Origin of the sequence: Cetobacterium sp., assembly GCF_051653945.1 — a bacterium.
GTDB lineage: Bacteria > Fusobacteriota > Fusobacteriia > Fusobacteriales > Fusobacteriaceae > Cetobacterium_A.
This window is the reverse complement of record NZ_JBOFXD010000116.1, coordinates 11765-38514: the sequence shown is the minus strand read 5'-3', so window position 1 is coordinate 38514 and position 26750 is coordinate 11765. Positions and strand designations below refer to the sequence as shown.

At 28.9% G+C, this 26750-nt stretch carries 25 protein-coding genes; 4 read left to right on the top strand and 21 right to left on the bottom strand.

The window, feature by feature from the left end; all coding sequences use genetic code 11:
* Positions 1-11 precede the first annotated feature (11 nt).
* The 10 genes from ACRC8M_RS12330 to rfaE2 all read right to left on the bottom strand — a co-directional run bounded on the left by ACRC8M_RS12330 (position 12) and on the right by rfaE2 (position 13241).
* Entirely contained in the window at positions 12-1166 is a 1155-nt protein-coding gene (locus ACRC8M_RS12330; RefSeq protein ID WP_438529409.1) for a glycerate kinase family protein, read from the bottom strand.
* Positions 1167-1270: 104 nt separating this feature from the next.
* Positions 1271-1981, bottom strand: a complete 711-nt coding sequence (locus ACRC8M_RS12325) for a queuosine precursor transporter (protein ID WP_438529408.1) — start codon at positions 1979-1981, stop codon at positions 1271-1273.
* An 18-nt stretch (positions 1982-1999) separates the two neighbouring features.
* Positions 2000-2704 carry a radical SAM protein gene (locus ACRC8M_RS12320; protein WP_438529407.1) on the bottom strand — a complete coding sequence of 235 codons (705 nt, stop codon included), beginning with the start codon at positions 2702-2704 and terminating at the stop codon, positions 2000-2002.
* 254 nt (positions 2705-2958) lie between these two features.
* Positions 2959-4872 (bottom strand): threonine--tRNA ligase, encoded by a 1914-nt coding sequence (thrS, locus tag ACRC8M_RS12315; RefSeq protein ID WP_438529406.1) that lies wholly within the window; start codon positions 4870-4872, stop codon positions 2959-2961.
* Between the two features lie 28 nt (positions 4873-4900).
* The gene (locus ACRC8M_RS12310) at positions 4901-8548 is read right to left on the bottom strand and encodes a hypothetical protein (protein WP_438529405.1); all 3648 of its coding nucleotides are present in this window, start codon (positions 8546-8548) and stop codon (positions 4901-4903) included.
* An 88-nt stretch (positions 8549-8636) separates the two neighbouring features.
* Entirely contained in the window at positions 8637-8951 is a 315-nt protein-coding gene (gene trxA / locus ACRC8M_RS12305) for a thioredoxin (protein WP_438529404.1), read from the bottom strand.
* An 87-nt stretch (positions 8952-9038) separates the two neighbouring features.
* On the bottom strand, positions 9039-11627 hold the full coding sequence (locus tag ACRC8M_RS12300) for an FAD-dependent oxidoreductase (protein ID WP_438529403.1): 2589 nt from the start codon (positions 11625-11627) through the stop codon (positions 9039-9041).
* A 16-nt stretch (positions 11628-11643) separates the two neighbouring features.
* A complete protein-coding gene (gene tsaB, locus ACRC8M_RS12295; protein WP_438529402.1) occupies positions 11644-12315 on the bottom strand; it encodes a tRNA (adenosine(37)-N6)-threonylcarbamoyltransferase complex dimerization subunit type 1 TsaB in 672 nt (223 codons plus the stop codon).
* Positions 12296-12772: a tRNA (adenosine(37)-N6)-threonylcarbamoyltransferase complex ATPase subunit type 1 TsaE gene (tsaE, locus tag ACRC8M_RS12290; RefSeq protein WP_438529401.1), complete on the bottom strand. Its 477-nt coding sequence runs from the start codon at positions 12770-12772 to the stop codon at positions 12296-12298. The genes tsaB and tsaE overlap by 20 nt, the downstream gene beginning before the upstream one ends.
* A 7-nt stretch (positions 12773-12779) precedes the next feature.
* Positions 12780-13241, bottom strand: coding sequence for a D-glycero-beta-D-manno-heptose 1-phosphate adenylyltransferase (rfaE2, locus tag ACRC8M_RS12285; protein WP_438529400.1), 462 nt, complete (start codon positions 13239-13241; stop codon positions 12780-12782).
* 119 nt (positions 13242-13360) lie between these two features.
* On the opposite strand from rfaE2, the gene ruvC reads away from it, so the two are divergent.
* On the top strand, positions 13361-13936 hold the full coding sequence (ruvC, locus tag ACRC8M_RS12280) for a crossover junction endodeoxyribonuclease RuvC (protein ID WP_438529399.1): 576 nt from the start codon (positions 13361-13363) through the stop codon (positions 13934-13936).
* 24 nt (positions 13937-13960) lie between these two features.
* Here the strand turns inward: ruvC and ACRC8M_RS12275 are convergent, their stop codons facing one another.
* On the bottom strand, positions 13961-15151 hold the full coding sequence (locus tag ACRC8M_RS12275) for a pyridoxal phosphate-dependent aminotransferase (protein WP_438529398.1): 1191 nt from the start codon (positions 15149-15151) through the stop codon (positions 13961-13963).
* Positions 15152-15286: 135 nt separating this feature from the next.
* Here ACRC8M_RS12275 and ACRC8M_RS12270 point away from each other — a divergent pair, with 135 nt between their 5' ends.
* On the top strand, positions 15287-15835 hold the full coding sequence (locus tag ACRC8M_RS12270) for a DUF308 domain-containing protein (protein ID WP_438529397.1): 549 nt from the start codon (positions 15287-15289) through the stop codon (positions 15833-15835).
* Between the two features lie 13 nt (positions 15836-15848).
* On the opposite strand, the gene ACRC8M_RS12265 is transcribed toward ACRC8M_RS12270, so the two are convergent.
* The 5 genes from ACRC8M_RS12265 to rpmE all read right to left on the bottom strand — a co-directional run bounded on the left by ACRC8M_RS12265 (position 15849) and on the right by rpmE (position 20405).
* Positions 15849-17342, bottom strand: a complete 1494-nt coding sequence (locus tag ACRC8M_RS12265; RefSeq protein WP_438529396.1) for a lipopolysaccharide biosynthesis protein — start codon at positions 17340-17342, stop codon at positions 15849-15851.
* An 8-nt stretch (positions 17343-17350) separates the two neighbouring features.
* Complete coding sequence (locus ACRC8M_RS12260; RefSeq protein ID WP_438529395.1) at positions 17351-18436, bottom strand: polysaccharide pyruvyl transferase family protein; 1086 nt, start codon at positions 18434-18436, stop codon at positions 17351-17353.
* A gap of 11 nt (positions 18437-18447) precedes the next feature.
* Positions 18448-19401: a glycosyltransferase family 2 protein gene (locus tag ACRC8M_RS12255; RefSeq protein ID WP_438529394.1), complete on the bottom strand. Its 954-nt coding sequence runs from the start codon at positions 19399-19401 to the stop codon at positions 18448-18450.
* A gap of 112 nt (positions 19402-19513) precedes the next feature.
* Positions 19514-20137: a uracil phosphoribosyltransferase gene (gene upp / locus ACRC8M_RS12250; protein ID WP_023051930.1), complete on the bottom strand. Its 624-nt coding sequence runs from the start codon at positions 20135-20137 to the stop codon at positions 19514-19516.
* Positions 20138-20192: 55 nt separating this feature from the next.
* Positions 20193-20405, bottom strand: coding sequence for a 50S ribosomal protein L31 (gene rpmE, locus ACRC8M_RS12245; RefSeq protein ID WP_023051931.1), 213 nt, complete (start codon positions 20403-20405; stop codon positions 20193-20195).
* A gap of 173 nt (positions 20406-20578) precedes the next feature.
* Here rpmE and ACRC8M_RS12240 point away from each other — a divergent pair, with 173 nt between their 5' ends.
* Together ACRC8M_RS12240 and ACRC8M_RS12235 are read left to right on the top strand one after the other, a co-directional pair.
* Positions 20579-21199: a ribonuclease H1 domain-containing protein gene (locus ACRC8M_RS12240; protein ID WP_438529393.1), complete on the top strand. Its 621-nt coding sequence runs from the start codon at positions 20579-20581 to the stop codon at positions 21197-21199.
* A 14-nt stretch (positions 21200-21213) separates the two neighbouring features.
* Complete coding sequence (locus tag ACRC8M_RS12235) at positions 21214-21897, top strand: TMEM164-related integral membrane acyltransferase (RefSeq protein WP_438529392.1); 684 nt, start codon at positions 21214-21216, stop codon at positions 21895-21897.
* A 16-nt stretch (positions 21898-21913) separates the two neighbouring features.
* Here ACRC8M_RS12235 and ACRC8M_RS12230 read toward each other — a convergent pair whose 3' ends face one another.
* Genes ACRC8M_RS12230 through ACRC8M_RS12210 form a run of 5 tightly spaced genes read right to left on the bottom strand, consistent with a single transcriptional unit; the run spans position 21914 to position 26747 of the window.
* Positions 21914-22489, bottom strand: coding sequence for an IMPACT family protein (locus ACRC8M_RS12230; RefSeq protein ID WP_438529391.1), 576 nt, complete (start codon positions 22487-22489; stop codon positions 21914-21916).
* A gap of 4 nt (positions 22490-22493) precedes the next feature.
* Positions 22494-23093: a site-2 protease family protein gene (locus tag ACRC8M_RS12225; protein WP_438529390.1), complete on the bottom strand. Its 600-nt coding sequence runs from the start codon at positions 23091-23093 to the stop codon at positions 22494-22496.
* 32 nt (positions 23094-23125) lie between these two features.
* The gene (locus ACRC8M_RS12220; protein ID WP_438529389.1) at positions 23126-24244 is read right to left on the bottom strand and encodes a ComEC/Rec2 family competence protein; all 1119 of its coding nucleotides are present in this window, start codon (positions 24242-24244) and stop codon (positions 23126-23128) included.
* An 8-nt stretch (positions 24245-24252) separates the two neighbouring features.
* Positions 24253-25545: an MFS transporter gene (locus ACRC8M_RS12215; protein WP_438529388.1), complete on the bottom strand. Its 1293-nt coding sequence runs from the start codon at positions 25543-25545 to the stop codon at positions 24253-24255.
* Positions 25542-26747 (bottom strand): CCA tRNA nucleotidyltransferase, encoded by a 1206-nt coding sequence (locus ACRC8M_RS12210; protein ID WP_438529387.1) that lies wholly within the window; start codon positions 26745-26747, stop codon positions 25542-25544. Before ACRC8M_RS12210 ends, ACRC8M_RS12215 begins: the two co-directional genes overlap by 4 nt.
* Positions 26748-26750 lie beyond the last annotated feature (3 nt).

Genomic DNA, 26750 nt, shown 5'->3' with positions numbered 1-26750 from the left:
TGCCTCCTATTTTATTTTGAGTATTTTTTCTCACAAACTTTTATCAATCTAAATATCTCCTCAGTATTTCCTTTTACAAACTTTTCAGCTGTCTCTTTTTTCATAGCCTCTTCCAATGTTATTGGATAATTTATTATTGAAAAGAAGCTATCTATTCCTTTTTCATGAGTTTGTACTGCATCATCTGTTACTCCTCCTGCTAATGCTATTACAGGAATATCAAATTTTTTAGCTATCTTTGCAACTCCTACGGGAGCTTTTCCCATAGCTGTCTGATGATCTAGTCTACCTTCTCCTGTTATAACAAAATCACACTCTAACAACTCTTTTTCTAAACCTACTTTCTCTAATATCATATCTATTCCTGGAGACAACTTACCATTTAAGAAAGCTACTAAACCTCCTCCTAAACCTCCTGCAGCACCAGCTCCTGAAAGATTAGAAATATCTATATGTAACTCTTTTTTTATTACCTCTGATAAATCCTTCAATCCCTTATCTAGTTCCTGTACCATATCCTCAGTGGCACCCTTTTGTCTTGAATAAATCTCTGCAGCACCTTTTGGACCATAGAAAGGGTTATCAACATCACAAGCTACTAAAAACTTACAATCTTTTAATTCAGGTAATCTTTCTGTTGAATCTATATATTTTACCTTAGATAGAATCTCTCCTCCAAATCCTAATTCTTTTTTGTTTTCATCTAGAAATTTATATCCTAAAGCTTGTAACATACCAAGACCTGCGTCATTTGTAGCACTTCCACCTATTCCAACTATAAATTCACGACACCCTTTTAATACTGCATCTTTTATTAACTCTCCTGTCCCATAAGTAGTTGTCTTCATAGGATTTCTTTTTTCCACTGGTATTAATGGCAATCCTGATGCTTCTGCCATCTCAATTACCGCAGTTTTTCCATCTCCCATTATCCCATATCTAGCTTCAATTTTTTCCATAAGAGGATTATTTACTGCTACTGTTACAAATTTACCTTTTGTTCCTTCAACTAAAGAGCTTACTGTTCCCTCTCCTCCGTCAGCAATTGGTACCTTTATTACTTGAGCCTCTGGATATACTCTTTTTACTCCAACTTCTATCGCTTGTCCAAGTTCAAAAGAGCTTAAACTTCCTTTAAACGAATCTATAGCCACTACTACTTTCATAACTCCTCCTATATACATTTTTAGTTATTTTACTTATTTTAGTATGGATATCCTTTTTTTTCAATACTATTTTAAAATAAAAAAAGTGTTGAGAATCCTCAACACTAGATAATTATCTTTTCTGTCACACTTTTATTTTCTTTTAAGTAACTGGCTAAATAAACAAATGGTGTATCCATTGTAGCTACTATAACTTTCATAACATAAGTTACTATAAATATTTCTACTAAAACTTCAACTGGATAAATCCCTGCAAAAGCAATTGTTGTGAAAATTAGATTATCAATCAATTGACTTACTAAGGTGCTAAAATTATTTCTTATCCAAATATGCTTTTTAGCTGGAAATCTATTTTTCCAAAACTTATAAGCCCAAACATCATGTCTTTGTGAAACTCCATATGCAACCAATCCTGCAAAAAGTATTCTAGGCATAAAATCAAATATCATTTTTAAACTTTTAAAATTTTCTGCTCCAGCTTGAACTGTACTTGGAACAAATGATACCGCTATTTTCATTATTACTGCTGTTACAATCATACTTACAAACCCTAATTTAACAGCACTTTTTGCTTCCTCTTCACCATAATTTTCAGATAGAATATCTGTCACTAAAAATCCACCTGCATACATTATATTTCCCAAAGTTGTTTCAAATCCAAAAAGATTTACCAAAAGTACTACCTGAATATTTGCTAATATACTACTTATTGGAACCCAAATAAAAAGCCCTAACTTTCCAAATTTCTTATATATAAAAATTATGCTAAAAAAATTAACAAAAAGCATTACTACCCATAAAATTTCATTTCTCATAACTATCTCCTTAAAAAATTATTGTTCAAAAACTCCTAAATCTTTATTATCAATCAATAGTTCTACTCTTGAATCATCTTGTAATTGACCATAATTTTCTACAAACCATTTTACAAGTTCTTCATCTCTTTCAACTTCAGTTCCATTATTTATAAATATATTTACAGTTATACTTTTAAAGTACTTTAATCCAAGTTCAATATCTTTTTTTATCATCTCTTTTGTTTGACCTTTTACACAAATTAATAGACAAACTGAATATAATTTTTCACTTAACTCTTCAATTTCTGGTGTGTCTATTTTGAAGTTTTTTCCATACGAGTTTATTCTAAAATCATTATCAAATGTTTCCATTCCCATTCTAAATCTTATATCTATACCTTTGAAAAACTCTCTAATTTCATCTAATCTATTTTTATATCCATAATAAATTTCAAAGTATAGCAATTTTATATTTTTATCAAAAACAACTTCCCTAATTCTTTCTAATGTTTTCGTAGGTAGCTCAAACACTGACCCTGAGTTTATTACTTCTAAAGCTCCAAACTCTCCTGTAACCTCTTGTAAAGTTTCCAAATTAACCTTATCTATCTCCAATTCATCCGTTGAATTATCCTCTATATAATTACAAAACTTACACTTCCCATATTTACATGGAAAACTTTTTAATAAAACAATCTCTCTTTTATTTTTATTTTCTATCTTACTGTATCTAATTCCCATTTTCTTCTCCTAACTTTATTTTTAAATAAAAAAAGAGCAGGAAACTCCTGCTCAAATTTAAAAAAAGGGTATAAATCTCCCTTGTATTTTAATACTTTAAGCCTAGTTTTTTTTAGATGGAGGTTTCCGAACATCTACCATAATATTATGGATTTATATTTATTTTACTCTTAATTTTATCATAGTTTTAAAATAAAATCAATTCTATAAGATAAAAAAGAGATTGTATTAATTATAATACAATCTCTAAAATATTAGTCGTTAAATTTTGGTGCTGCTTCCTCTTTTATCATACCTATAAAGTTTTCTAATGACATAGATTCTTGATTTTGAGAACCAAATCTTCTTACATTTACTTCTCTATTCTCTACTTCATTTTTTCCAATTATTAATTGAACTGGAACTTTATATCTTCCATTAGCTTCTCTAATTTTATATCCAATAGATTCAGCTCTTGTATCTATCTCTGCTCTTATTCCAGCATCTTTTAGCATATCCACAACTTCTTGTGCATAAGGAGCAACTTCATCATTTATAGTTAATACTTTAACTTGACAAGGTGCTAACCAAGTTGGGAACGCCCCTGCATAATGCTCTATTAAGATTCCCATAAATCTTTCTAAAGATCCATAAACAACTCTATGAATCATTACTGGTCTATGCTTTTCTCCGTCTTCTCCAACATAAGAGATATCAAATCTCTCTGGTAAGTTAAAGTCTAGTTGAATAGTTCCACACTGCCAAGTTCTTCCTATAGCATCTTTAATTTTAAAGTCTAATTTCGGTCCGTAGAATGCTCCATCTCCTGGATTTAATTTATAATCTCTTCCTAATCTCTTTAAAGCTCCCTCTAATGCAGATTCAGCTTTATCCCAAATCTCCTGAGCTCCGATAGCTTTTTCAGGTCTTGTTGATAACTCAATCGCATACTCAAATCCAAATAATCCTCTATAGAACTTATCTATTAAGTTTACTACTCCTATAATCTCATCTTCTATCTGCTCAGGAGTCATAAAGATGTGAGCATCGTCTTGAGTAAAGTTTCTTACTCTCATTAATCCATGAAGAGCTCCTGAAAACTCATGTCTATGAACAATTCCTAACTCTCCCGCTCTTATTGGTAAATCTTTATATGAATGCATCCCATGCTTATATACTAAAACTCCACCTGGACAGTTCATTGGTTTTATAGCAAACTCTGTTTCATCAATTTCAGATGTATACATATTTTCTCTATAATTCATCCAGTGTCCTGAAGTTTCCCATAACTCTTTATTTAACATTATTGGAGTTTGGATCATTTCATATCCAGCTTTTTCATGCTCTCTTCTCCATAAATCTGTTAAAACATTTCTCATCTTCATTCCGTTTGGTAAGAAGAATGGGAACCCTGGTCCGAAATCACTTGTAAAGAATAACTCTAACTCTCTTCCTAGCTTTCTGTGATCTCTTTTCTCAGCTTCTTCTAGAAACTTTAGATGTGCTTTTAATTGAGGCTCAGTTGCAAATGCAAATCCATAGATTCTTTGTAACATTTTGTTATTAGAATCTCCTCTCCAGTAAGCTCCAGCCACTGACTTTAATTTAAAAGCTTTTAAATATGATGTTGAAGGTACATGTGGCCCTCTACATAAATCTATGAAATCTCCTTGCTTATAAAATGTTAACATCTCATTAGCTGGAATACTTTCAATGATTTCTACTTTATAAGTTTCCCCAAGATTCTTAAAGTGCTCTACAGCCTCATCTCTAGTCATCTCTATTCTTTCAACTTTTATATTTTCTTTTGTAATTTTCTTCATTTCAGCTTCAATTTTTTCTAAATCTTCATCTGTAAATTGATTCTCAGGATCAAAATCATAGTAGAATCCATTCTCTATTGCTGGACCTATTGCTACTTTAGTTCCTGGGAAAAGTCTTGTAACTGCTTGTGCCAATAGGTGTGCAGTTGAGTGCTTTATTATCTCTTCTCCATCTTCAGTTTCAGGAGTTATTATTTCAACATGAGCATCTCTATCTAGTACATAGCTCATATCAACTTCCTTCCCATCTACTTTTGCTCCAACAGCCTTCTTAGCTAAAGAGTTACTAATTGACTTTGCAATTTCAAACATATTTACACTGTTTTCAAACTCTTTTATATCTCCACTTGGTAATATTACTTTCATGTTTTTCTCCTTTTCTTCTATAAATATATTAATCCTCTAGATCATCTATTTTAATTCCATTAAATAGATATGTGTCTGGAGTTGTCTTTTTATTTTGATCAGTTGTTGCACCTAATCCAAATATATTACTTGTTGGGAATGTCAATAGTTTAAATTGGATAGCCATACTCCACTCATAATCTTTAGTTCTATATGAGTAATCTCTTTCATAAGCTACTGCCCACTCATAGTATCCGAACTCTTTTCCTATCTCGACACCAAAGCCATCAAATGTGCTTCTTCCATTATCATCAGTTGATCCTGCAAGTTGATCATAAAATTTAACGTATGCTTTTGTTCTCCAACCTTCACTTGGTTTTCCTACTTTTGCATGTAAGCTAAACTCATGCTCTCTTTCTGAATCTCTCCAATCTAATTTTTTCTCATCTGATACCCCATAGTTTGTATAGTTAGATTTTTGATTATAGATGTAACCTACTCCTATTCTATTATATGAATAGAACAATCTTCCTTCTAACTCTTCTAGTGACTTTAAATAATCACCAGTCATTTCATATCTCTTATCATTTCTCTGCATCATAAGAGATGTATGGAAACCTCTTTTGTAATCTCCAAAATATGTTCTATCATCAATTATTCTATTTAAATTAAATGTTCTAGCTCTAGAGTTTTCTCTATCTTCAAGAACTTGTCTAATTCTATCTATTTCAACTTGTGATAATTGGTCTGGAGTTTTCTTATACTCTGAAGAAGCATATGAAACTAACTCTGCATCTGTAAATCTCTTATCTTTATATGTATAAGCTAAATAAACTACATCTGAATTATAATTAGATAGTGATGTATTCCAATCTCCAGCATTTTTATAATCTTCATAACTAGCTCTATACAGATGCTCTACATCTCCACCTACTAAATATGAAACTGAATAAGTTTTATTTTTAGTATTGATTACTTTTGCTCCTGACTCATCTCTTTCATCTTTACCTTGAATATACTCGAGATTTAACTTATTTTTTCCAAAATCATAAGTATAACCATATACATCTTCTCTAATTTTTTCCTCAGCATTATTTACATTTTTGTTAGGATCTATACTTTCTATTTCCCATATGCTTGAATCTATTCTACGATTTTTATAATAGAAATAGTTATTTGCATATCTATAGTTAGCACCATAGTTTTCAAAAGTTAAATCATTATGGTTTTCTTTTTTTGTATTGTAGTCTGTAAATCTTTTATCTAAACCATATTCTAAACCAAAACTATTTTCATCATCTATTAAAAAGTCTAACTTTTGATTTAAAACTTCGCCTTTTTTATCATCATTACTAGCTCTTTTTATATCTTTATAATCTATTGTATAGATTGTTTGAGTATTTCCTAAATCAAATATTAATGTATCTGATACTTCGCTTACATTCTCTTTGTGATACATTCTTCTATCACTCGTCATTTTTGAATCTGAGTCATAAGAATAATCCTGATACATATATGTTAACCTATTATTTAAAGCTAGGTCTGTTACTCTCTCTCTATTATCACTATTATCAAGCAGAGTTATATCATGAGCAAATCCAGCTCTAACTCTAGTCGATTTATCCTCTGTTGAAATCTCTTTATCAACATAACCTTTGTCATATTGATCAAATCTAAGGTTTCCATACAGTTCTAAATTTCCTAGTGACCCTAACGAAAGCTTTTCATTAGATAATCCCACTTCGTAAAAATCTGATTCATTCATATAAACTCTGTAAGCATTTCTGTCCCACGGATTATTAAAATCACTATAGGTATAGATTCCTTCTCTATCCCATATCTCCTCTTTAGTGTTACCACCAGCAACAGTTAATTTGAAGTTGTCATACATAAAATCTATGTAACCTCTATTTTCTATAGTTCTATTGTAGATTATATTTTCGTATCTATTGTATTGTGTATCCCTATAGTTATTGGTAGCGTTATCTAGTTTTATTCCATTTTTTTTATCTTTCCAATACATAGCAGTTTCTCTAAATGGATCACTTTGAAGATTTAGTTTATGCTCAAACTCAGTATAGTCATAGCCAACTTTATAAAATATATTTTTATATAAATAATACTCCCCTAGAGAAGTTTTTAAATCCTTACTATCATATATACTATATTGCTCTACTGTCCACGGAGTATAATCAAATTTTATTCCATAAAAACCTTGATTATCTAGCTTACTAAAGTTAGGATCTCTTTCCCAAGAGTTTAGCTCCCTGAATCTATTTCCTGTTTTATCGTCATAAGATATATTAATTTTATTTACTTTATCATTAAAATTAAATCCAAAGTTTTCTGCTCTTGACTGTAAATCCTGTTTTGTAGATCCTGGATCCATATCATAAAGATAGTTATAGTATGCTCCCACTGAGTATCTATCATTCTCTTTCTTTATAGATACATCACTTGTTAAATCATAATCTGCTGACGATCCATAGTCCATATCATCTAACTGATCTGCAACTATTACTCCATATACTTTTTTATCAGAAACAAGATTAACATCAGCTTTAATGGTGATGTCTTTTTCCTCTCCTAAATTTGTTAGCTCTGTATTTAGTGTATAAAATCCTAAGCTTCCACCTTTATCTGGAACTCCATCGATATACTTCCAAGTATCCCCTTCTTTTTGTCGATAAAAATACTTATCAATTGCATCATCTAGGGTTGGAATCATATTGTATGTGGCATTTTTATAGTTTAAATTTAAAAATCCGTATTCACCAGAATAGTTATGGTTGTAATTGAAATCCCATCTATTAAAATTTCTTTCTACATCATTTCCATCAGCTTTTTTATCTATTAACCAATCATTGATATTTAACTGTCCTTTTCCATAAGTTCCAAAATCATACCAATTTTCCATTCGACCTATTAAAAGTCCTATTCTATCTCCAAATTTTGGTGCTATACCACCTTTAAATTTGCTATCTTTATCTCCCCATAAAACTCCTGATGTAATGTACCATCCATAATCATCATCATTTCCCCAACTTGGAAATAAAGGAACTTCTGATCCTTGTCTTATATTAAATCTATACCACGGCAATGAAAATGGGATTATGTCTGTATCTCCTATGAAAAGATTTGTATTTCTAAAGGTTACCTGCTTATCTGGTTCAATTACTATTGTGTCAGATTGTAAATGATACCCTACCTCTTCTGGATTTCTATTTACAAGAATTTTAGGGTCTGTTGTAAACCAGGCTTCTCTTAAATAAGTTTTTCCATTTAAGTATTCAGTTTTATTTCCACCAAAATAAATTCTATCATTTGGTTTCTCTGCTCCTGTCACTTGACCAACTTCAAGATATCCAAAGCTTTTACCAAAACTTCCAGTTTTTCCCTCTGTATCAAACTCTCCATTTAGTGAGTCCATTCTCAATTTTCCTGTAGGCTCATCTGCTTCTAGATAGAACTCTCCTGGAATATAAGCTCTATTTTTTTCTCTGTCAACTTTAACTTCAAAAGCTTTTAACTTTAAAGATCCATATCTTACATTTACTCCATCTGTTGAAGTCATCGTATCTGAATTCAAGTCTATCTCAACTTCGTTTTGTAAATTATCAATCTTTTCTGTTTGCGCTTTTAAACTGGTTATAGCAACAACCATTAAAGCTAAAATTAAATAGATTTTACTTTTCATTGGCCCTCCCATTTTCCCATTTTATGTTAATTTCAATTATACCATAAAACAAAAAAGGTTGCCAGTAGCAACCTTTTTATTTATTATTTTAATAAGAATTCAATTTTTCTAAAAGCTCTGATTTTTGTCTTAACCCAACGATTTGATCAACTTTAACTCCATCTTTGAATATTATCATTGTTGGAATACTTCTAATTCCGTAATCTCCTGCTAAGTCTCCACTTTCATCTACATTTACTTTACAAATCTTTGCTTCAGCCTCTCCTGAAAGTTCCTCTAAAATTGGAGCTAACATTTTACAAGGTCCACACCAATCAGCCCAGAAGTCAACTAATACTAATCCTTTTGTTTCAATTACTTCACTTTTAAAATTTGAATTATTTAAACTTAAAACCTTTCCCATTCTTTCCTCCTTACTATGGAAAATATTCCTTTAAATATATTTGTACTTTAACATAGACAAGTATTTTTGTCAATTTTAATTTACTACCTACTTATAGAACTTTTTTAATAGATTTCCTTTTTTTTCTTTATCTTTTAATCCTTTTATTATAACTATACCTTTTTCTGTATCTCCAATTAGTATTCCAGAGGATAATTCATTATTTTTAAAGTTTAATTTTTTATAGATTAAAGCGTCGTAGTCCCTTTCACAAATAGAATCTTGAGTTTCTAAAACACCACCTACTGAGAATATTTTTGTTCCCATTCCTTCAAATGTAACTGGTTGGATTTTTTCTTCATATTTTTCATCAATTCCAATAGTGTTAAGACCTGCTATCTTTCCTTGATCTGAAGAGATTTGCCACAGTCCAATTACATTCCCTTTATATTCAGCTACATCTCCACACGCATATATATCTTTTATAGAGGTTTCCATTTTTTCATTGATAACTATCCCTCTATTGACAACTATGTTAGCCTTTTCTGCTAGCTCTTTATTTGGAATTATTCCTGAACTAATTATAACAATATCAGCTTCAATTACTTCTCCACTATCCAAATGAATTCCCTCTACTCTCTGAGTTCCATCAAATTTTTCTGCCTTAGAATTTTTGTAAAGTTTTATATTACTATTCTCAATACATGTTTCAAATATTTTTGACCCCTCTTCATCAAGTTGTCTCGGAAGCATTCTTTGCATCATTTCAACAACCGATACTTCTAGTCCTAACTTTTGAAGTCCACATGCCGATTCTAATCCTAAAACTCCTCCACCTATTACAACAGCTTTTTTCTTTCCTATGCTATAGTTTTTAATTGCATCTACGTCCTCTTTACTTCTAACAGTAAATATACCATCTAAGTTGGAGTTTCCAATACTAGGAACCATTGCTCTTGCTCCTGTAGCTATTACAAGTTTGTCATATGATATATCTTGTCCACCTTTAATATTAAGAATTTTATTTTTAGAATCAATATTTTCAACCGTTGTCTCTAAGGAAACTTCAATTTTCTTTTCTTTATACCACTCTTCTGATTTTACTAAAAAATTTTCTCTAGAAATATCCTCCCCTATCATCTCAGATAGTAGTGTTCTGTAATATGGATACTCACTTTCTTTAGACAAAATAAGTATTTTTGCTCTATCATTTCTTTCTCTAATTATCTGAGCAGTAGATAAGGCTGCAACTCCTCCACCTATTATAACTATTTTTTCTTCAACATCATTTTTTTCTATTTTTTCTTCCAGTGATGATGGTACAAAATACTCACTTCCAACTCCACATGCTGGACAAATCTCTGGTGAATCAATTTGGACATATGACTCTCCACAAACACTACATGTCCATCTCATTAATTTTCTATCTGGGTTTAAGTTCTCCATAACTGTATCCACCACCTTTTCTGGAAGAGTTTTTAAGCACATATGTTTTGCAAACTCTTTTCCAAATTCAAATGCAGCATCCAACTCTTTTCTCGAAGCTCTAAAATTAACTTTCATTCCATCTATAACATGCATTCTTAACTCTTTTAATCTCGATATTATATTAGGAACCGCTTCTCCACTCCATCCATAGCTTCCAAATGCTGAAACATATTTTCCTCCATGAACGATTGGATTTAATGTTGTCAATAAGTTCCAAATTACTGGTAATGTATCTCCATTTATCGTACAACTCCCAAATAATATCCCATCTGCCCATTGAAACTCTCTTAGAATCTCTCCTTCTAGTTTTCCAAAATTCGCTATATCTAAGTCATAACTTTTTACCTCTATTGTAGAGTTATAATCTTTTATACCTTTTTCAATCTCTTGAGCTAACTCTCTCGTATATCCATAAGCTGTTGCATATGGAATTATGATGCTTTTAAATTCGTTTGGATTTTTAACTGTAGACCAACTTTTATATGTCTGTATAATTTTATCTATATCAATATCCAAAATAGGTCCATGCCCTGGAAGTATCATATCTATCTTTAAATCTTTAATTTTTTCAATTCCCTCTAACATATATTTTCTAAAGGGTGAAAATATACACATATAATAATATCTTAAAGCAACCATATAATCTTTTTGTCTTTCAACTGGAATTTTTGATAATAAAATTCCATCAAAGCTAAAATGTGAACCAAAAGAGTCACACGTCACTAAAAGCTTATCTTCCTCTATATACGTATATATAGAATCTGGCCAATGTAAAAATGGTGCCGATATAAATTTTAAAGTTTTATTTCCTAAAGATAACGTATCATCTTGACCTACGACTATATGTGGGAAGTCTTTATTCAATATCCCCCCTAAAAATTCGATTGTATTTTTTGATCCAACAACTTTAGCATTTGGTGCTAAGTCTAATAGCTTGCCAACAGAACCTGTATGGTCTGGTTCAGTATGGTTTAATACAATATAATCAATTTTACTGACATCATCTAAGCATGTCTTCAATCTTTCTAAAAACTCTTGAAACTTCCCTTCCTTTACAGTTTCAAAAACTGCTATTTTCTCGCTTCCCTTAACTAAGAAGGAGTTATACGTTGTTCCAAATTCAGTTTCCATAATTACATCAAACACTTTCAGATCTGGATTTAATGCTCCAACCCAATAGATTCCATCTCTTAATTTAAAAGAATTCATAAGCCCACCTCGATTTTTATTTACCTTCTTTTTCTCTTTCCGCTTGAGATTTTGTTACATAGTATGGCTCAAGAGTGAATAGATTATCCTCTTTAGCTTCAGCTAATTCAGCCAATAAAGAAGCTCTAGATATATTTAAAGATTTTTTAATAAATATACATTTATCTCCCAATCTTTCTTTTATTATATCTTCATACACAAAAGCTCCATCTCCAACAAATACCGTTTCCTCATTCACACCCTTCAATATATTCTCTAGCTCTTCAGCCATATATTCTCCATCTAACGTGAAGGCACCATTCTTTTTCTTATATACTCCAGAGAAAACTCTTTCCTTTCTTGCATCCAACATTGCTATAACTTTTTTATCTCCACTATAGATATTGGCAAGCATATCCAATTCGTTTATTCCTGCAATTGGTTTTTTTAAAGCATATGCTAGTCCTTTAGCTAGTCCAACTCCAATTCTTATTCCAGTAAACGAACCTGGACCTATACTTACAGCAATTTTATCAATCTCTTTTTTATCTATTCCAGTTAAATTAAACAGGGTATCTATTGTTGTCATTGTTATCGCTGAGTGGTTCTGTTTAACATTTAAAGTTATCTCTCCTACGACACCTTTTTTATTATCATATATAGCTACTGTTCCTATATTTGTAGATGTATCAATTGCTAAAATCAACATATTTTAACATCTCCTCCTCTTTATTTTTATCTCCTATATATTCTAAATTAACACTTCTAACCTCTTGATCTTCTTTATCTAAAGCATATTCAAACTCTATTTTTATATATTTTTTAGGCAGCTCGCTTTCGATTATATTTGCCCACTCTATAAGGGCCACTCCATCGTTATTTATATAATCTTCATAACCTATTTCATAAATCTCTTCTGGGCTTCCCAGTCTATACACGTCAAAATGATAAAGAGGTAATCTTCCATCTAAATACTCTAAAACATAGTTAAATGTAGGACTTTTCAAATTATCCTCTATTCCAAATGCTTTTGCAAAAGTTTTTGTAAAAGTTGTTTTCCCTGTTCCTAAGTCACCAATTAAAGCTACTACTGTATTTGGTGAAACGTAATCAGCTAGTTTTTTAGCTAAAACATTGATTTGATCAAATGTTAATATTCTCTTCATAATTCACCTATCCTTGTATCTTATTAACTATATTTGTTGTAGATTTTCCCTCTACAAATCCTAAAATTCTAACTTCTCCACCATTTTTTTCTACAATTTTTGTTTCTGGAAGATCATCCTTTGTGTAATCTCCTCCTTTTACATGAATTGAAGGTTTTAATTCATCTAATAACTCACAAGGAGTATCCTCTTCAAATATAACTGTATAATCCACAGCTTTTAAGCCACAAAGCATTTCAGATCTATCTACTTCACTATTAATTGGTCTACTTTCGCCCTTTAATCTTTTTACAGATGCGTCTGAATTTACTCCAACAACAAGAATATCCCCCTGTCTTTTAGCCTCATTTAAATATGTTAAATGACCCACATGTAAAATGTCAAAACACCCATTTGTAAAAACTACTTTTTTATTCTGTTTCTTTAATTCCTCTATTATTTGTGCTGCCATAGCTCTTTTTAAAATCATATGTACTCTCCTGTTATTCTATCTTTTTATGTTTTCTATTATACCATAATTTTTAAACTTATACACATCTCCTAGTTTTTTTTCTTGTCTCATGTTACACTATTTTAGAGGTGATTTTTTTGAGAATTTTAGGTATTGACCCTGGTACTGCAATCGTTGGATATTCCATCTTAGATTATAAAGGAAATAAAATTAATTTAATAAAATATGGATGTATTTTCACTGATAAAAACCTTCCTATGGAAGATAGACTTTTACAAATTTTTAATGAACTTGAAGAGATTATAGATTTTTACGCTCCGCAGTTTATGGCTGTTGAAGAACTTTTCTTTTTCAAAAATAACAAAACTGTTATCAGTGTTGGACAAGCTAGAGGAGTTATCATCTTAGCTGGTAGAAAAAACAATTTACAAATAGAAAGTTATACACCACTTCAAGTTAAAATGGGAATTACTGGTTATGGTAAAGCAGATAAAAAGCAAGTACAACTTATGGTTCAAAAAATCTTAAAATTAGATGAGATTCCTAAACCAGATGATGCCGCTGATGCTATCGCTGTAGCCATTACACACATCAACTCCCTCACTAATTCTTTATATACTCCTAAAGTAGTAGCACCTACAAAAATAGAGAAAGAGATTAAAAGCAATAGAATGACTGCTAAAGAGTTTAGAGAGCTTCTTTTAAAAAAATAAGGCTGACCATTAAGGTCAGCCTCTCTATTTACTGTTGTATTTTTTTAATCCTAACTCTATTATTTTTATAGCTTTTTCCAATCTATCCAATTCTAAAGCATATGATATTCTAATTTTATTCAATCCTAACTCTTCATTTTGGTAGAACCCTTTTGCTGGTGCTAGCATAACCGTTGAATTTTCATATGAAAACTCCCCAAGCAACCATTTAGAGAAGTCCGTCGCATCTTTTACAGGAAGTTCCACAATACAGTAGAATGCTCCTTCTGGTTTATTTAATACTACTCCATCTATTTTATTTAATCCTTCATATAGAAAATCTCTTCTTTCCATATATTTTTTATTCACAGCTTCATAGTAATCTTTACCCATACATCTATATAGTGCTTCTGCCCCGATCATATCAAGAGTTGATATTGATAATCTTGATTGACATAACTTTAAAATATAAGACATAAACTCTTTATTTTTATTTAAAATAGTTCCAACTCTTGCACCACATGTTGAAAATCTTTTTGAAATAGAATCTATTAATACTATTCTCTCTAGGTTATCTACAAAAGTTCCACAACTAACAGTATCTTTTCCATCATAAATAAACTCTCTATAAACTTCATCACTTATTAAAAATAAATTTTTATCTTTTGAAATCTCATTTAACATTAACAATTCATCTTTGGAATAAACTGATCCTGTAGGATTTCCTGGATTTGAAAACATTATAGCTTTTGTTTTTTCTGTAATTAAATTTTCAATTACACTTTTTTCTGGAAGTTTAAAGTTTTCCTCAAATTTTGTAGGAATTCCTACAACTTTTATTCCTAACATAGCAAAAAAACTGTTATAATTTGCATAATATGGTTCTGGAATTAAAACTTCTTCATCTGCATTAAAAAGTGTCATCAATGTAAATAGTAGTGCTTCACTTCCACCAGCAGTTATTAGTATTTCGTCATTTTCATAATTTATTCCTAAATTATTATAATATTTTTTTATTGAGTCTATTAACTCTTTTCTCCCTGATGAGTCTGAATAAGCTATTGTTCTCTCTCCAAAATTCTCTAATGCTTCAAAGAACTCCTTTGGAGTTTCTAAATCTGGTTGACCTATATTTAAATGTATTATATCTACACCAGCATCTTTAGCCTTTTTTGAATATGGTATTAACTCTCTCACTGGAGATGTTTTTAAATTTTGTATATTTTTTGAAAACATCTGTCCCTCCTAAAAAAACTTTTTTAATATTATACCAATCTATCGCGTTTATGTGAAGTTTTTTTTAATTGAAGTGTTTTCTAAACTCTGATATAATTCAATTAATAACTATTCTTTATAAGGAGAGAATTTATAATGACAATAAAATTTAAATCATTTTTCTTAACACTAGGAATTTTTTACATTCTAATAGGTGCTCTTGGAATTAGCAATATGGGATTTTTTAATCAAAATATAGAGTATATTTTAAGTACTATTTTATTTTTAAATGGTATATATCATATTTTCTATTCAATGACTAATCGAAAAAGTCCATATTTCCATTGGGGACTTGTTTTGGGAGAAGGACTAGTAGAGCTTCTATCTGTAGCTGTCATTCTTTTAAATACTTTTACAAGCCAACTATTTTTTACAAGTTATATTGGCGGACTTCTTTGTTTAAAAGGTTTAATACTAATTTTAGGCAGAGACAATAAACTTACATCTTGGGAGAATACAAAAGCTAAAGTAAAAATCTTAGTTATTGTAAAAGGTCTTCTACATTTTCTTTTTGGTTCTTTAATCATAGTATTACCTTTACTAACTGACAAAGCTGTTTATGTTGTTTTTGGATGGTATATCTTATTTTTAGGAATCCATTTCTTAACAGAGGAATATATTACTAATAAAAAAAGTGATGTTTAATTACATCACTTTTTTACTTTTTCCATATATAAACTTGAGATTTTTCATAGCTATTTAGCCCCATAAACCAAAGTAATATTCCATATGCTATAGTATAAAGTCCTATCTTTACTAAGAAATTTAAATAATTTATCTCTACTAAATACAAGTTTATAACATATCCAAATATCATTACAATAGCTATTGGTATTGACATCTTTAAAATATTCTTCCAAAATTTAACTATATCTAACTTTACTGAAATTTTATAATAGATATTCATAACTATTATCTGCCCTAAAATAAAGGAAAGTCCTGTAGCTATAGCACATCCTATTGCTCCTACTCTTTTTACAAAAATAATACTAAGAACTAAATTTAAAATAGCTATTATAAAATAAACGATAGATCTAAATTGATGCATATTCTTAGCCTGCATTATACTTACTCCAGTACTTTGAATTAAAGGCACTGTCAAGGGTATCATTATCCATAATGCTATACTATATGCTTCAATATACTCTTTCCCAACCCATAAAGTTATAAAATCTTTTCCAAACAATATAAATCCAGAAGATATTAAACCTAAAAGTATATATTGTAATCTTCCAATTTTTAAAAACATTTCATCTACTTCTTGATGCTTTTCTTCTACTATTAATCTATTTATTCTTGGAAATAAAACACCTGAAACGGCTGATGCAAACCCCATATAAAGAGTATTAAAAATCGCTCCAACAGAGTATATTGCAATTCCTTGAACTCCCACATATTTTCCTATTATAACTCTATCAGTCCCCCAATAGATTTGATCAATTAATACATTTAAAAAAATAAAAAATGAATAAATAAATATCTCTTTTAAAATATTGTTATTAAATTTAGAAAATTTTATTTTCATTCCTAATTTAAAAGCATAAAGCATATCAAACAAATAGGATAATATTGCAAAACATACAGTGGAAATAGTTACTGCTACAAGTCCAAATCCACTCATCATTAAAATCGCACCCACTATTGGATTCAATATGATTGTTATAAGTTTTATTCCTCTTTGATATATAAACTTTTCTTTAGATGTTATGTTTGTAGAAAAAATTCCCATGGGAAAAGATATAATCACATTTAATGCTAATATTACAAATACTGCTTTTGTTTTTTCCAGTTCCTGCAGTGTAAATCTCTCACCAAAAAACTTTCCTATATTTATATAAATATAAACTCCTATAACAAAAGCTATAGTCATTAAAATAGAAAAAATAACTAAAAACATTCCATTTAAAGATTTTTCCTCTTCTATTTTTCCTTCTGCTCTATATCTTGTTGTATATCTGAGCATTGTATTTCCTAATCCTAAATTTAAAATAGATATATATCCCATTATTGACTGTACCAACGAGTTTATTCCATAATCTCCTGGTCCTAAATACCTCATATATAGAGGTGTATATAATATTTGAATAACAGAACTTATAACTATTGTCATCATTGAAAGAGCTGTTCCTATTTTTAGTTCATTTCTAGCCATATCAACCTCTATTCACTTAAAAAATCATCTAATTTTAAAAAATGCCTTTCTCCATCTTGAGCTGCTCTTATGAGAGTGTTCGGAGATAGTGCCTCATTTTCTTTAAATTTTTCAAAATTTAATCCTTGTAAATTTTCTAAAGAAACATAATTTTGTTTAAACTCTAAATCTTCTAAAACATTTGTCATTTTTTTACTATATGCTATTGGAAAAACAGGTTTTTTAAGAACGAATCCTAATATCATTGCATGAAATCTTGTTGCTACAATACTATCAGCTTTATTTAGTACTTCTAATGCTTCATTCATATCTCCTCTATAAAAATATTTAGAAATATATTTATGTTGTTCATTTGGAATCATATTTAATATTTTTTTTATAGCTTCTTCATCCTTTTCTCCTTGACAAAAAGACATGAATTTAACTTTTTTCCCACTTTTTATAATATCTAAAGTCAATGTTTTCAATCTATTAAAATATTCTGATTCTATTCCAGAAAATCCTTGTCTAGCTGATGGTAAAATTATAGAAAATAAAACATAGTCTTCTTTTGCTATGGCATCTTGCTTTAAACTAAAAACTATATCTTTTCCAAACCTTACATTTTCTAAATCTTTAAAAATTTCATATGAATATCTTTCTCTAAAACATACATCCTTACATTTTTTAAAAAATTCATGGTACATCTCTTTAAAACTTTCACTTTTATAAGGACCGAAATTTGCTCCTAAAACAAAATAATTTTTTCCAAATTCTAAATTTCTTTCTCTAATCTTGAAATCTTCTTTTGAAAAATCGTTTTCTATAAAAATTGATCCCCCTATATTAACAACACCATCTAACTCTTTTGCTTTTAAATCCTCTAATATATTGGATACTCCAAATTTTCTTCCTAAACGAAATAATATCTTTTTTATGAAGGTATCGTTATATAAAATTTTCAAATTATTTGTTTCAATCCCTTTTAGATTTTCATATTCAGGAGTAGCAAAAAGATAAAACTCAGTATCTTTATATCTTTCACAAAGCATTTTTATAAAAAGATCATCTCCTAAATTTAATTGCGCATATGCCTTTATTAATATTTTTTTCACTGTCCCACACCCTATTTTATTGTTAACATTTTTTTTAATCTCTTAAGCCATATCATTTTTAATCTAAAGACTCTATAGCAATAATATATTTTTATATCTACGGTTGCTATTTCTTTTAAGCTATTTATTTCTTCTTTTATCTTTATATAAAACCTTTTCCAGTTTTCAACTTTATTTTCACTTAATTTTTGAAGTACATCAAAGGGGTATATTATACCATGATATTTAAAGCATTCCCTAACTTTATTTACATTTTTCTCATATACCCCATTTCTTTTATAGAAAGAGATTAACTCTCTTATAACAATATAAATATCTGTTCTATTTTTATAATTATTTGAAACTGAATTTTGATTCATAAAATAATTATAATAAGGTTTATCTATAGAAGTTATCTTATCACTATAAAAAAAACTCATAAAATTAAAAAACATATCTTCACCAGTATAAATATTTAACAAAAATTTAATGTTATTTTTTTCTAATAGATCTTTTTTATAAATTTTATTACATGGTGATGAAAACCACTCTGTTGTACAATCAGTATACTCATCTTTATTACTTTTTTTAGGAACTTTAACTGTTGAAAGAAGTTTTTTATTCTCATCCAATTTTTTAAAACCACAGATAACTATGTCTGCTTGTTTTTTTTCAGCCTCTTCCAACATATCTATATACATGTCTAAATCTACCCAATCATCAGAATCTAAAAAAGCTATATATTTTCCTTTAGCTATTGAGATTCCTAAATTTCTAGCAGCACTACAACCACTATTTTGAACTTTTTTATATATTATATTTTTATTATTTTTAGATACTTCTAAACAAATATCTGAAGTTTTGTCTTTTGATCCGTCATCTATGATTACTATTTCAATATTTTTTAATTTTTGATTTAAAACTGAATTTATACATCTTTCAATATATTTTTCAACATTATAAGCTGGAATTATAACACTTAACACCCATACCTCCTCTTACTTCTAATTTTGTTCTAAATTATATAACTATAAATATAATAATTCAAATAATTTTAACTCAATAAAAAAAAGCTGAACTTGGTTCAGCTTTTTTTATCTATTTTGTTCCAAATATTCTATCTCCACAATCTCCTAATCCAGGATAGATATATCCATTCGAATCTAATCCTTGATCAATTTTAGCTGTATAGATTGCTACATCTGGATGAGTTTGTAAAACTTTTGCAATTCCCTCTGGAGCTGCTACTAAGCACATAAATACTATATTTTTTACTCCAGCATTTTTTAAATAGTCTATTGCATAAATTGCTGATCCACCAGTTGCTAACATTGGATCTACTAATATAACTTGTTTGTTTTGAACATCTACAGGAAGTTTGCAGTAATAATATACTGGTTGTAGAGTTTCCTCATCTCTATAAACTCCTATATGCCCTATTTTTGCTGTTGGAATTAAAGATACAATTCCATCTACCATTCCTAATCCAGCTCTTAAAATAGGTACAACTGCAATGTTTGTTCCCAATGTATATCCAGTTGTTTTCATTAGAGGAGTCTCAACCTCAATTTCATCTAAAACTAAATTTTTTGTTACTTCATAAGTCATCAACTTAGATATCTCATTTAAATTTTCTCTGAATGATTTTGTATCCGTATTTTTATTTCTTAATAATGTTAATTTATGTTGTATTAGTGGATGATTTATTTCTATTACAGCCATTTTAACCTCCCTAGTTATATTTCTTTAAAAAAAAACAGGACATAGTCCCGTTTTCTTATTTTTTTAATCCAAATCTCTTATTGAATTGCTCTACTCTTCCAGCTGCGTCTATGAACTTAGCTTTTCCAGTATAGAATGGGTGACAGTTTGAACAAACAGCTATTTTAAGCTCGTCTCCCTTTGCTAAAGTTGATCTTGTTTCAAATTTGTTTCCACATGTACAATCAACAGTTATTACTTTGTACTCTGGATGAATTCCTTTTCTCATTAATTTCACCTTCCTAAAATCTTTCTATTTATCGTAAAAATTCTATCATAATTTTTCAATTTTTGCAACATTTTTTTATTATCTATTTAAAGTTTTTTTACTATTTTGTTCTCTTTCCTTTTTATTTTTTTTAATTTTATGATAAAATATTATAAAACTTTAAAGGGAGAATTATGGCTACAAAATATTATGCTTTTATTATAGATAATGAAAACTACTCAAAAATTGTGACCTCTTGGCCTGAATGCCAAAACGCTACTAAAGGAAAAAAAGCTCGTTATAAATCTTTCAAAACTGAAAACGAAGCTAAAGAATGGTTGAAAAATGGTGGGTTGTACGAAGATAAAAAATCAAAAATTCAAGAAGCTAAAACTAAATTAGAAGATGGTATCTATTTTGATGCTGGAACTGGAAGAGGAATTGGAGTTGAGGTCAGAGTTACAAATCGTTCAGGTATCTCTTTATTAGACAATATTATGCCTGAAAAAATGATAAACGAATTTGGAAATTACCTTGCACCACAAGGTAGTACAAATAACTATGGCGAATTAATTGGTATTTTTTTAGCTATTGATATAGCTTTAAGAGAAAGAAACTTTAAAATTTTTGGAGATAGTAAATTAATTATTGATTATTGGTCTAAAGGGCATTATAATAAATCGTTACTAAATGAAAAAACTATAAATCTTATTAAGAAAACCGCTGAAAAAAGAGCACAGTTTGAAAGTCTAGGTGGAACTATTCAACACGTTTCTGGGGATATCAACCCCGCAGATTTAGGTTTTCATAAATAAATTAGGAGGAGTACATGGAGTTCGAACTATTTGATAAATTACATCTTTTTTATCTTTTGGGATATTCTTTGGTTTTTCTGTTTCTTTATTTTGGAGTTGCATATAATCCACAACCAAAAAAAATTATGAGGATTATATCTTTTGTTATCTTGTTAATTAAATGTGGTGAACTTTTTATCAAATACAAATTAATTGGTGAAGCTTGGTATCAGCTACTTCCACTACACCTTTGCAATATAACACTTATATTTGCAGTATTTGGATCTATATTTAGATTCCCACCTTTTTTATATGCAACATTTTTTTGGTCTATCGGAGCGGTTTTTGCTCTATTGACACCTGAAGCGAGAGAAACATTTCCTCATTTCTTCAACATAAGTTTTTTCTCAACACATTTTTATATAATTTTTGTTGCAATAGTAGAGTACAAAGTTTTTAAATTAAGACCATCTTTGGAATCTTGGACTGCTTCACTTCTTGGTTTAAATGTTATTGCAGCTGGTGTTTATTTTATTAATACAGTTCTTGGAACAAACTATCTTTATATCAATAGAAAGCCTACATTCTCTTCTCCTCTTAACTATTTTGGAGAATGGCCATACTATATAATTGTTGTTGAGTTTGCTTATATTACTTTAACTTTACTATTGCTATTTTTATTCAAAAAAAAAGATTATAAAATAAAAGTAAACAGGTAGAGTAATCTACCTGTTTTTACATAATTACCAGTATATCTTTAATCTCTTTTAACTTTTCTAATGTCTCATTTGAAACTTTAACTCTATACGTTACACGTTCGTTAAAATCTTTATTCACTAACTCTTCATTCCCATTTATAAGCAATGTCTCTACTTCATTTATCTTTTCATAAGAAAAATCTAACAAACACTCAAATCTCTCTATAAATTCTATAACTTCTCCCTCTAAAATTGCTAGTTTTGCAGTTTTAGCATAATTTCTTACTAAACCACCAGCTCCTAACTTTATACCACCAAAATACCTCGTAGCTACCACTACCACATTATTGATCTCCATATAAGTCAGTATCTCACCCATAGGTTTTCCAGCTGTTCCACTAGGCTCTCCATCATCATCAGCTTTAAAATACTCCTGTCCATTATCAATAACTCTATAAACTATACAATTATGAGTAGCATCTGGATGCATCTCCCTAATCATACTTATAAACTCTTCAGCTTCCTCTTTCGTTGAGATTGGTTTAGCATAACCTATAAATTTTGATTTTCTTTCTTCAAACTCTATTCTCACAGCTTTTTTTATACTTTTCATTAACTTAACTCCTAATTATTAAATCTATAAATCTCACTAAAATATTGTATATAGGAGACATTATTTTACTTAAAAGTCCAAAATAACTTAATACTATTATAAATAAAATACCATATGTGTCTAGAGTAAATATTTTCACTCTATTATCATCATTTAAAAAGGATGCTATAACTCTAGAACCATCCAGTGGAGGAATCGGCAAAAGGTTAAATGTCCCTAAAGCCATATTTATTATTATAAAGTATATGGATATATCATTGAATGGTATTACTCCATATTTTATCAATATAGCACCAAGTATCATCAATAAATAATTTGTTAAAACACCTGCTATTGAAACTAAAAATTCTCCAACTCTCCCATTTCTAAAAGCAAAATAATTTACAGGTACTGGTTTAGCCCATCCTATTATAAAATTTGAACCGCTCAACAGCATAAAAATTGGTACTAATGCTCCTATTGGATCTAAATGCTTTAATGGATTTAAAGATAGTCTTCCTGAATATTTAGCTGTTTTATCTCCACAAAAAAGTGCCATATATCCGTGAGCTAATTCATGTAACACCAAAGAAAATAGTAAAATTATAACCTTTAAAACAATCATTTTTATCACCTCGTATGAATAGCTTAGCATAACTATAATTCTAAAGTCAAATAAGGAATTTCACTCAATAACTCAACACCCTTTATTAGAATTACATAAGTATAGTTGACCAATGAAACTGTCAAAAATTCTAAATAAAAATTTGATAAAAATATTGTTATAAAACTTATCATTATAAAAAGTGATGCTATTGGAATTATAATTAGATTACTAAAAATTGAAAATAAAGGAATAGTATTAAAAAATATATATAAAATTGGTGTCATACAAAGCTGAATTGTTAAAGTCATTAATAACATATCTAATATTTTATTTAAATATTTATTCTTATATTTTTTTATTTTAGGAATTTTTTCATAGATAAAAATTATAGAAAATACTGCTATATATGACATCCAAAAAGATATAGAGTAAATCCATGTTGGAAAAATTATAAGCGAACAACAAAAAGCTAGTATAAAGCTTTTTTTACTATTTACTTTCTCATATAAAATATTTCCTAATAAATAAATTGATCCCATTATATACGCTCTAAATATTGATGGAGATTTTCCAATAGAAATAACATACAGTGTTAAAATGATAAAAACTAGAATATACCTCTTTCTTTTTTGAATGTTTAATTTTAATAGTAACAATGATACTCCCGCAATAATTACTCCTATATGTAAACCCGATATTACCAATAAGTGAGCTGTTCCTGTGTATCTAAATTTTTCTTTTATGTCTTCATCCAATAAATGTCCCTCTCCTAAGATCGTTGCTCTTAAAAAATGTTCTAAACTAAAGGAGTAATCTTCACTTATTTTCTTTATTTTTTTTATAAAAAAATTTCTCAATATATTCTCTTTATTTTTTACCTCTTCTGCTTCTATGGTATATTGAGCTCCCCATTTAGAAAACTCTATTTTTTTCACTTCTCCTAAAATAATTTTCTCTCCATCTTCTACTTTGTTTACTGTAAAATACATTTTTTTTACTGGATATTTTCCATTTATATTTTCAACTCTTCCTCTTCCTGCATCTACTCTACCAGTTAGTTCAATAATATCTCCTATCTCAATTTTCTCTTTAGATGTTGTCCAATACAACCTAAAAAAGAAAATTGAGGCAAAAATTACAATTAATGCCCCAATTTCTGTTTTTTTCAACACTCCTCCTATTCATTATATTTAAAATAAAATATATATGAGATTACAAAAGATACTGCTGAAAACATTGCCGATGAGTATATACCAAACTTTGTTACCTCTCCACTTCCTCTTAAAACAAGCATCAATGGTAATACAACTATTGATACTAAAAATGCCATTTTTAAGAAAAACCCTTGAATTCCAAAGCAAACTCCTTCGATTCTATTATTTATTCTTTTACTTATTTTTTCACTGATATCACTCATCATTGCTGGCGGAAATATAAATGCTGCTCCTGATATTGGTATTCCTAAAAGAGCGAATATTAAAAATCCATATTTTACAGGTATTATTTTCCCTAACAGTGATAAAGCTATTGTTAGTATTATTAATCCAATTAGTGATCCCAGCATAATTTTTCTATATCCAAATTTTCTTGATAATTTATTTACAGGATAGAAAAACAGTGCTGATGCTCCAAATAATAAAGCTGATGCTATAGTTATAGTTTCTTTTCCATAACCCATTATATCCTCAACATAATAGTTCATCATAGCTCTTAAAGAGTTAAATCCTACAAAGAAAAATAGTAATCCCAACAAATAATTTCTAAAGTCTTTATCTTTCACTACTTCTTTTAAAATCTCTTTTATATTTCCTACATGTTCAACAGGCCTTGAATATTTCTTTTCAGGAACTAAAAATACAGTTACATACAGTCCTAAAACACACAAAATACTCAAAGAGATAACCATCCCTCTAATCCCAACTAATGTATCTCCCTTACCAAAATACTTAATTAAAACTCCTGGTAAAATCATGGCAATTGCACTATATATTAATCTAAAAACTGATTGCCATGTAGATAGATTCAATCTCTCCTCTGAGTTCTCTCCAATTTCTGGTATTAAAGCATTATAGGGAGCTCCTACAATTGTATAAAAAGTAAAAAATAAAGACCCTATTATCGCTAAATAAATAAATGTTCCTCTTTCACTTACCATTGGAGGATAGAAAAAAGCTACTGTTGCTATAGCCAATGGAATAGCCCCTACAGCAATAAATGGTATTCTCCTTCCCCATCTGCTATTAAATTTATCTGATAAATATCCCACTACTGGATCTGAAATCATGTCTACAACTCTTGAAATAGCCAATGCTAATGATATTAAAACTGGTGTTAAAAATGGTTTAAGTCCAGAGTTTTCTGGTGGAAGATAGAAGTACAAAATCCACTGGGCAAATATTTGATCCACAATAGCATAGCTTACTCCTACTCCATAAAATATCTGTGTTGCTAAAGGTATTCTTCGCTTCAAATTTTTTCCTCCTCTATCAATTTTAGTAAACAATATTTTTGGTTTAGTTCAGGATTTTTTAAAACTATATCTAAGGATTTTTCTAATAACTCTTTAATTTTTTTCCCATCTTTTATTTCTAAATCCAATATATCTTTTCCTGAAATTGCTAACTCCTTCATAAAAATAGGTTCATTATTTATTATAATTTCATTGAATCTCTCTTTTATTAAAGACACATTATTTCTCAAACTTTCTATCTCTAATATACTTTTGAAATCTTTTAGCCCTATAGTCATAATCATCTTTTTTATTTCGTATTTACTACAAACATTTTTTATTTTTTTTAAATTTTCAATTATATTTAAAATCGATTTTTTACTTTTATTATCCAACTTTAAAAGATTTAATTCATCTTTATTTTTATTAAAAATAATTACTAATTTTAATATTAAAAATTCTTCTGATAAAAACAGTTTATCTATTTTATCTAAATCTTCCAATACTTCATTTAATTTCATATCTTCATATGTCTTTGGAAATAGTTCTCCCAAAACTCCTAAATCATATAAAAATTTAAAAGAGTTACTTGAGTTCTCTCCTTTTAACATCTTAAAAAACTCATCTTGAACTCTTTCAATAGAAACTCTTTTTATCTCTTTTTTACACTCTTTTATCTCTTTTTTTGTAGTTTCTAATATTAATAAATTTTTTTCACCAGCTATTCTTATTCCTCTTAGTATTCTTAAAGGATCCTCTTCTATTCTTTTTTTTCCATTTCCAACAAATCTTAAAACTCTATTTTTTATATCATCCATTTCTTTTTTTGATGAATAAATCAGATTATTTCCATCATAAGCTATTGCATTAACTGTAAAATCTCTTCTCTTTAAGTCCTCGTAGATATCGCTAATAAATTCCACTTCAGCTATATTTCTAAAAGATGTGAATACTATATCTTTTCTTAATTTTGCAATCTCGTAACTTTTTCCCTTATAGACTATTTGAATTATTCCAAAGGCTTTACCAATCTCTTTTGGTGAATAGTCTTTAAAAATATCTTTTAATCTTGGATAATCTATATCTGTGCAAAAATCACAATCTTTAGGAATTAACCCTAGCAGATAATCTCTTACATAACCACCTACAATATACCCTTTACCTTGAGTATTTAAAATGTTTAAAATATCTTCTATATCTTTTGTTAATTTTATTATCTCCATAGT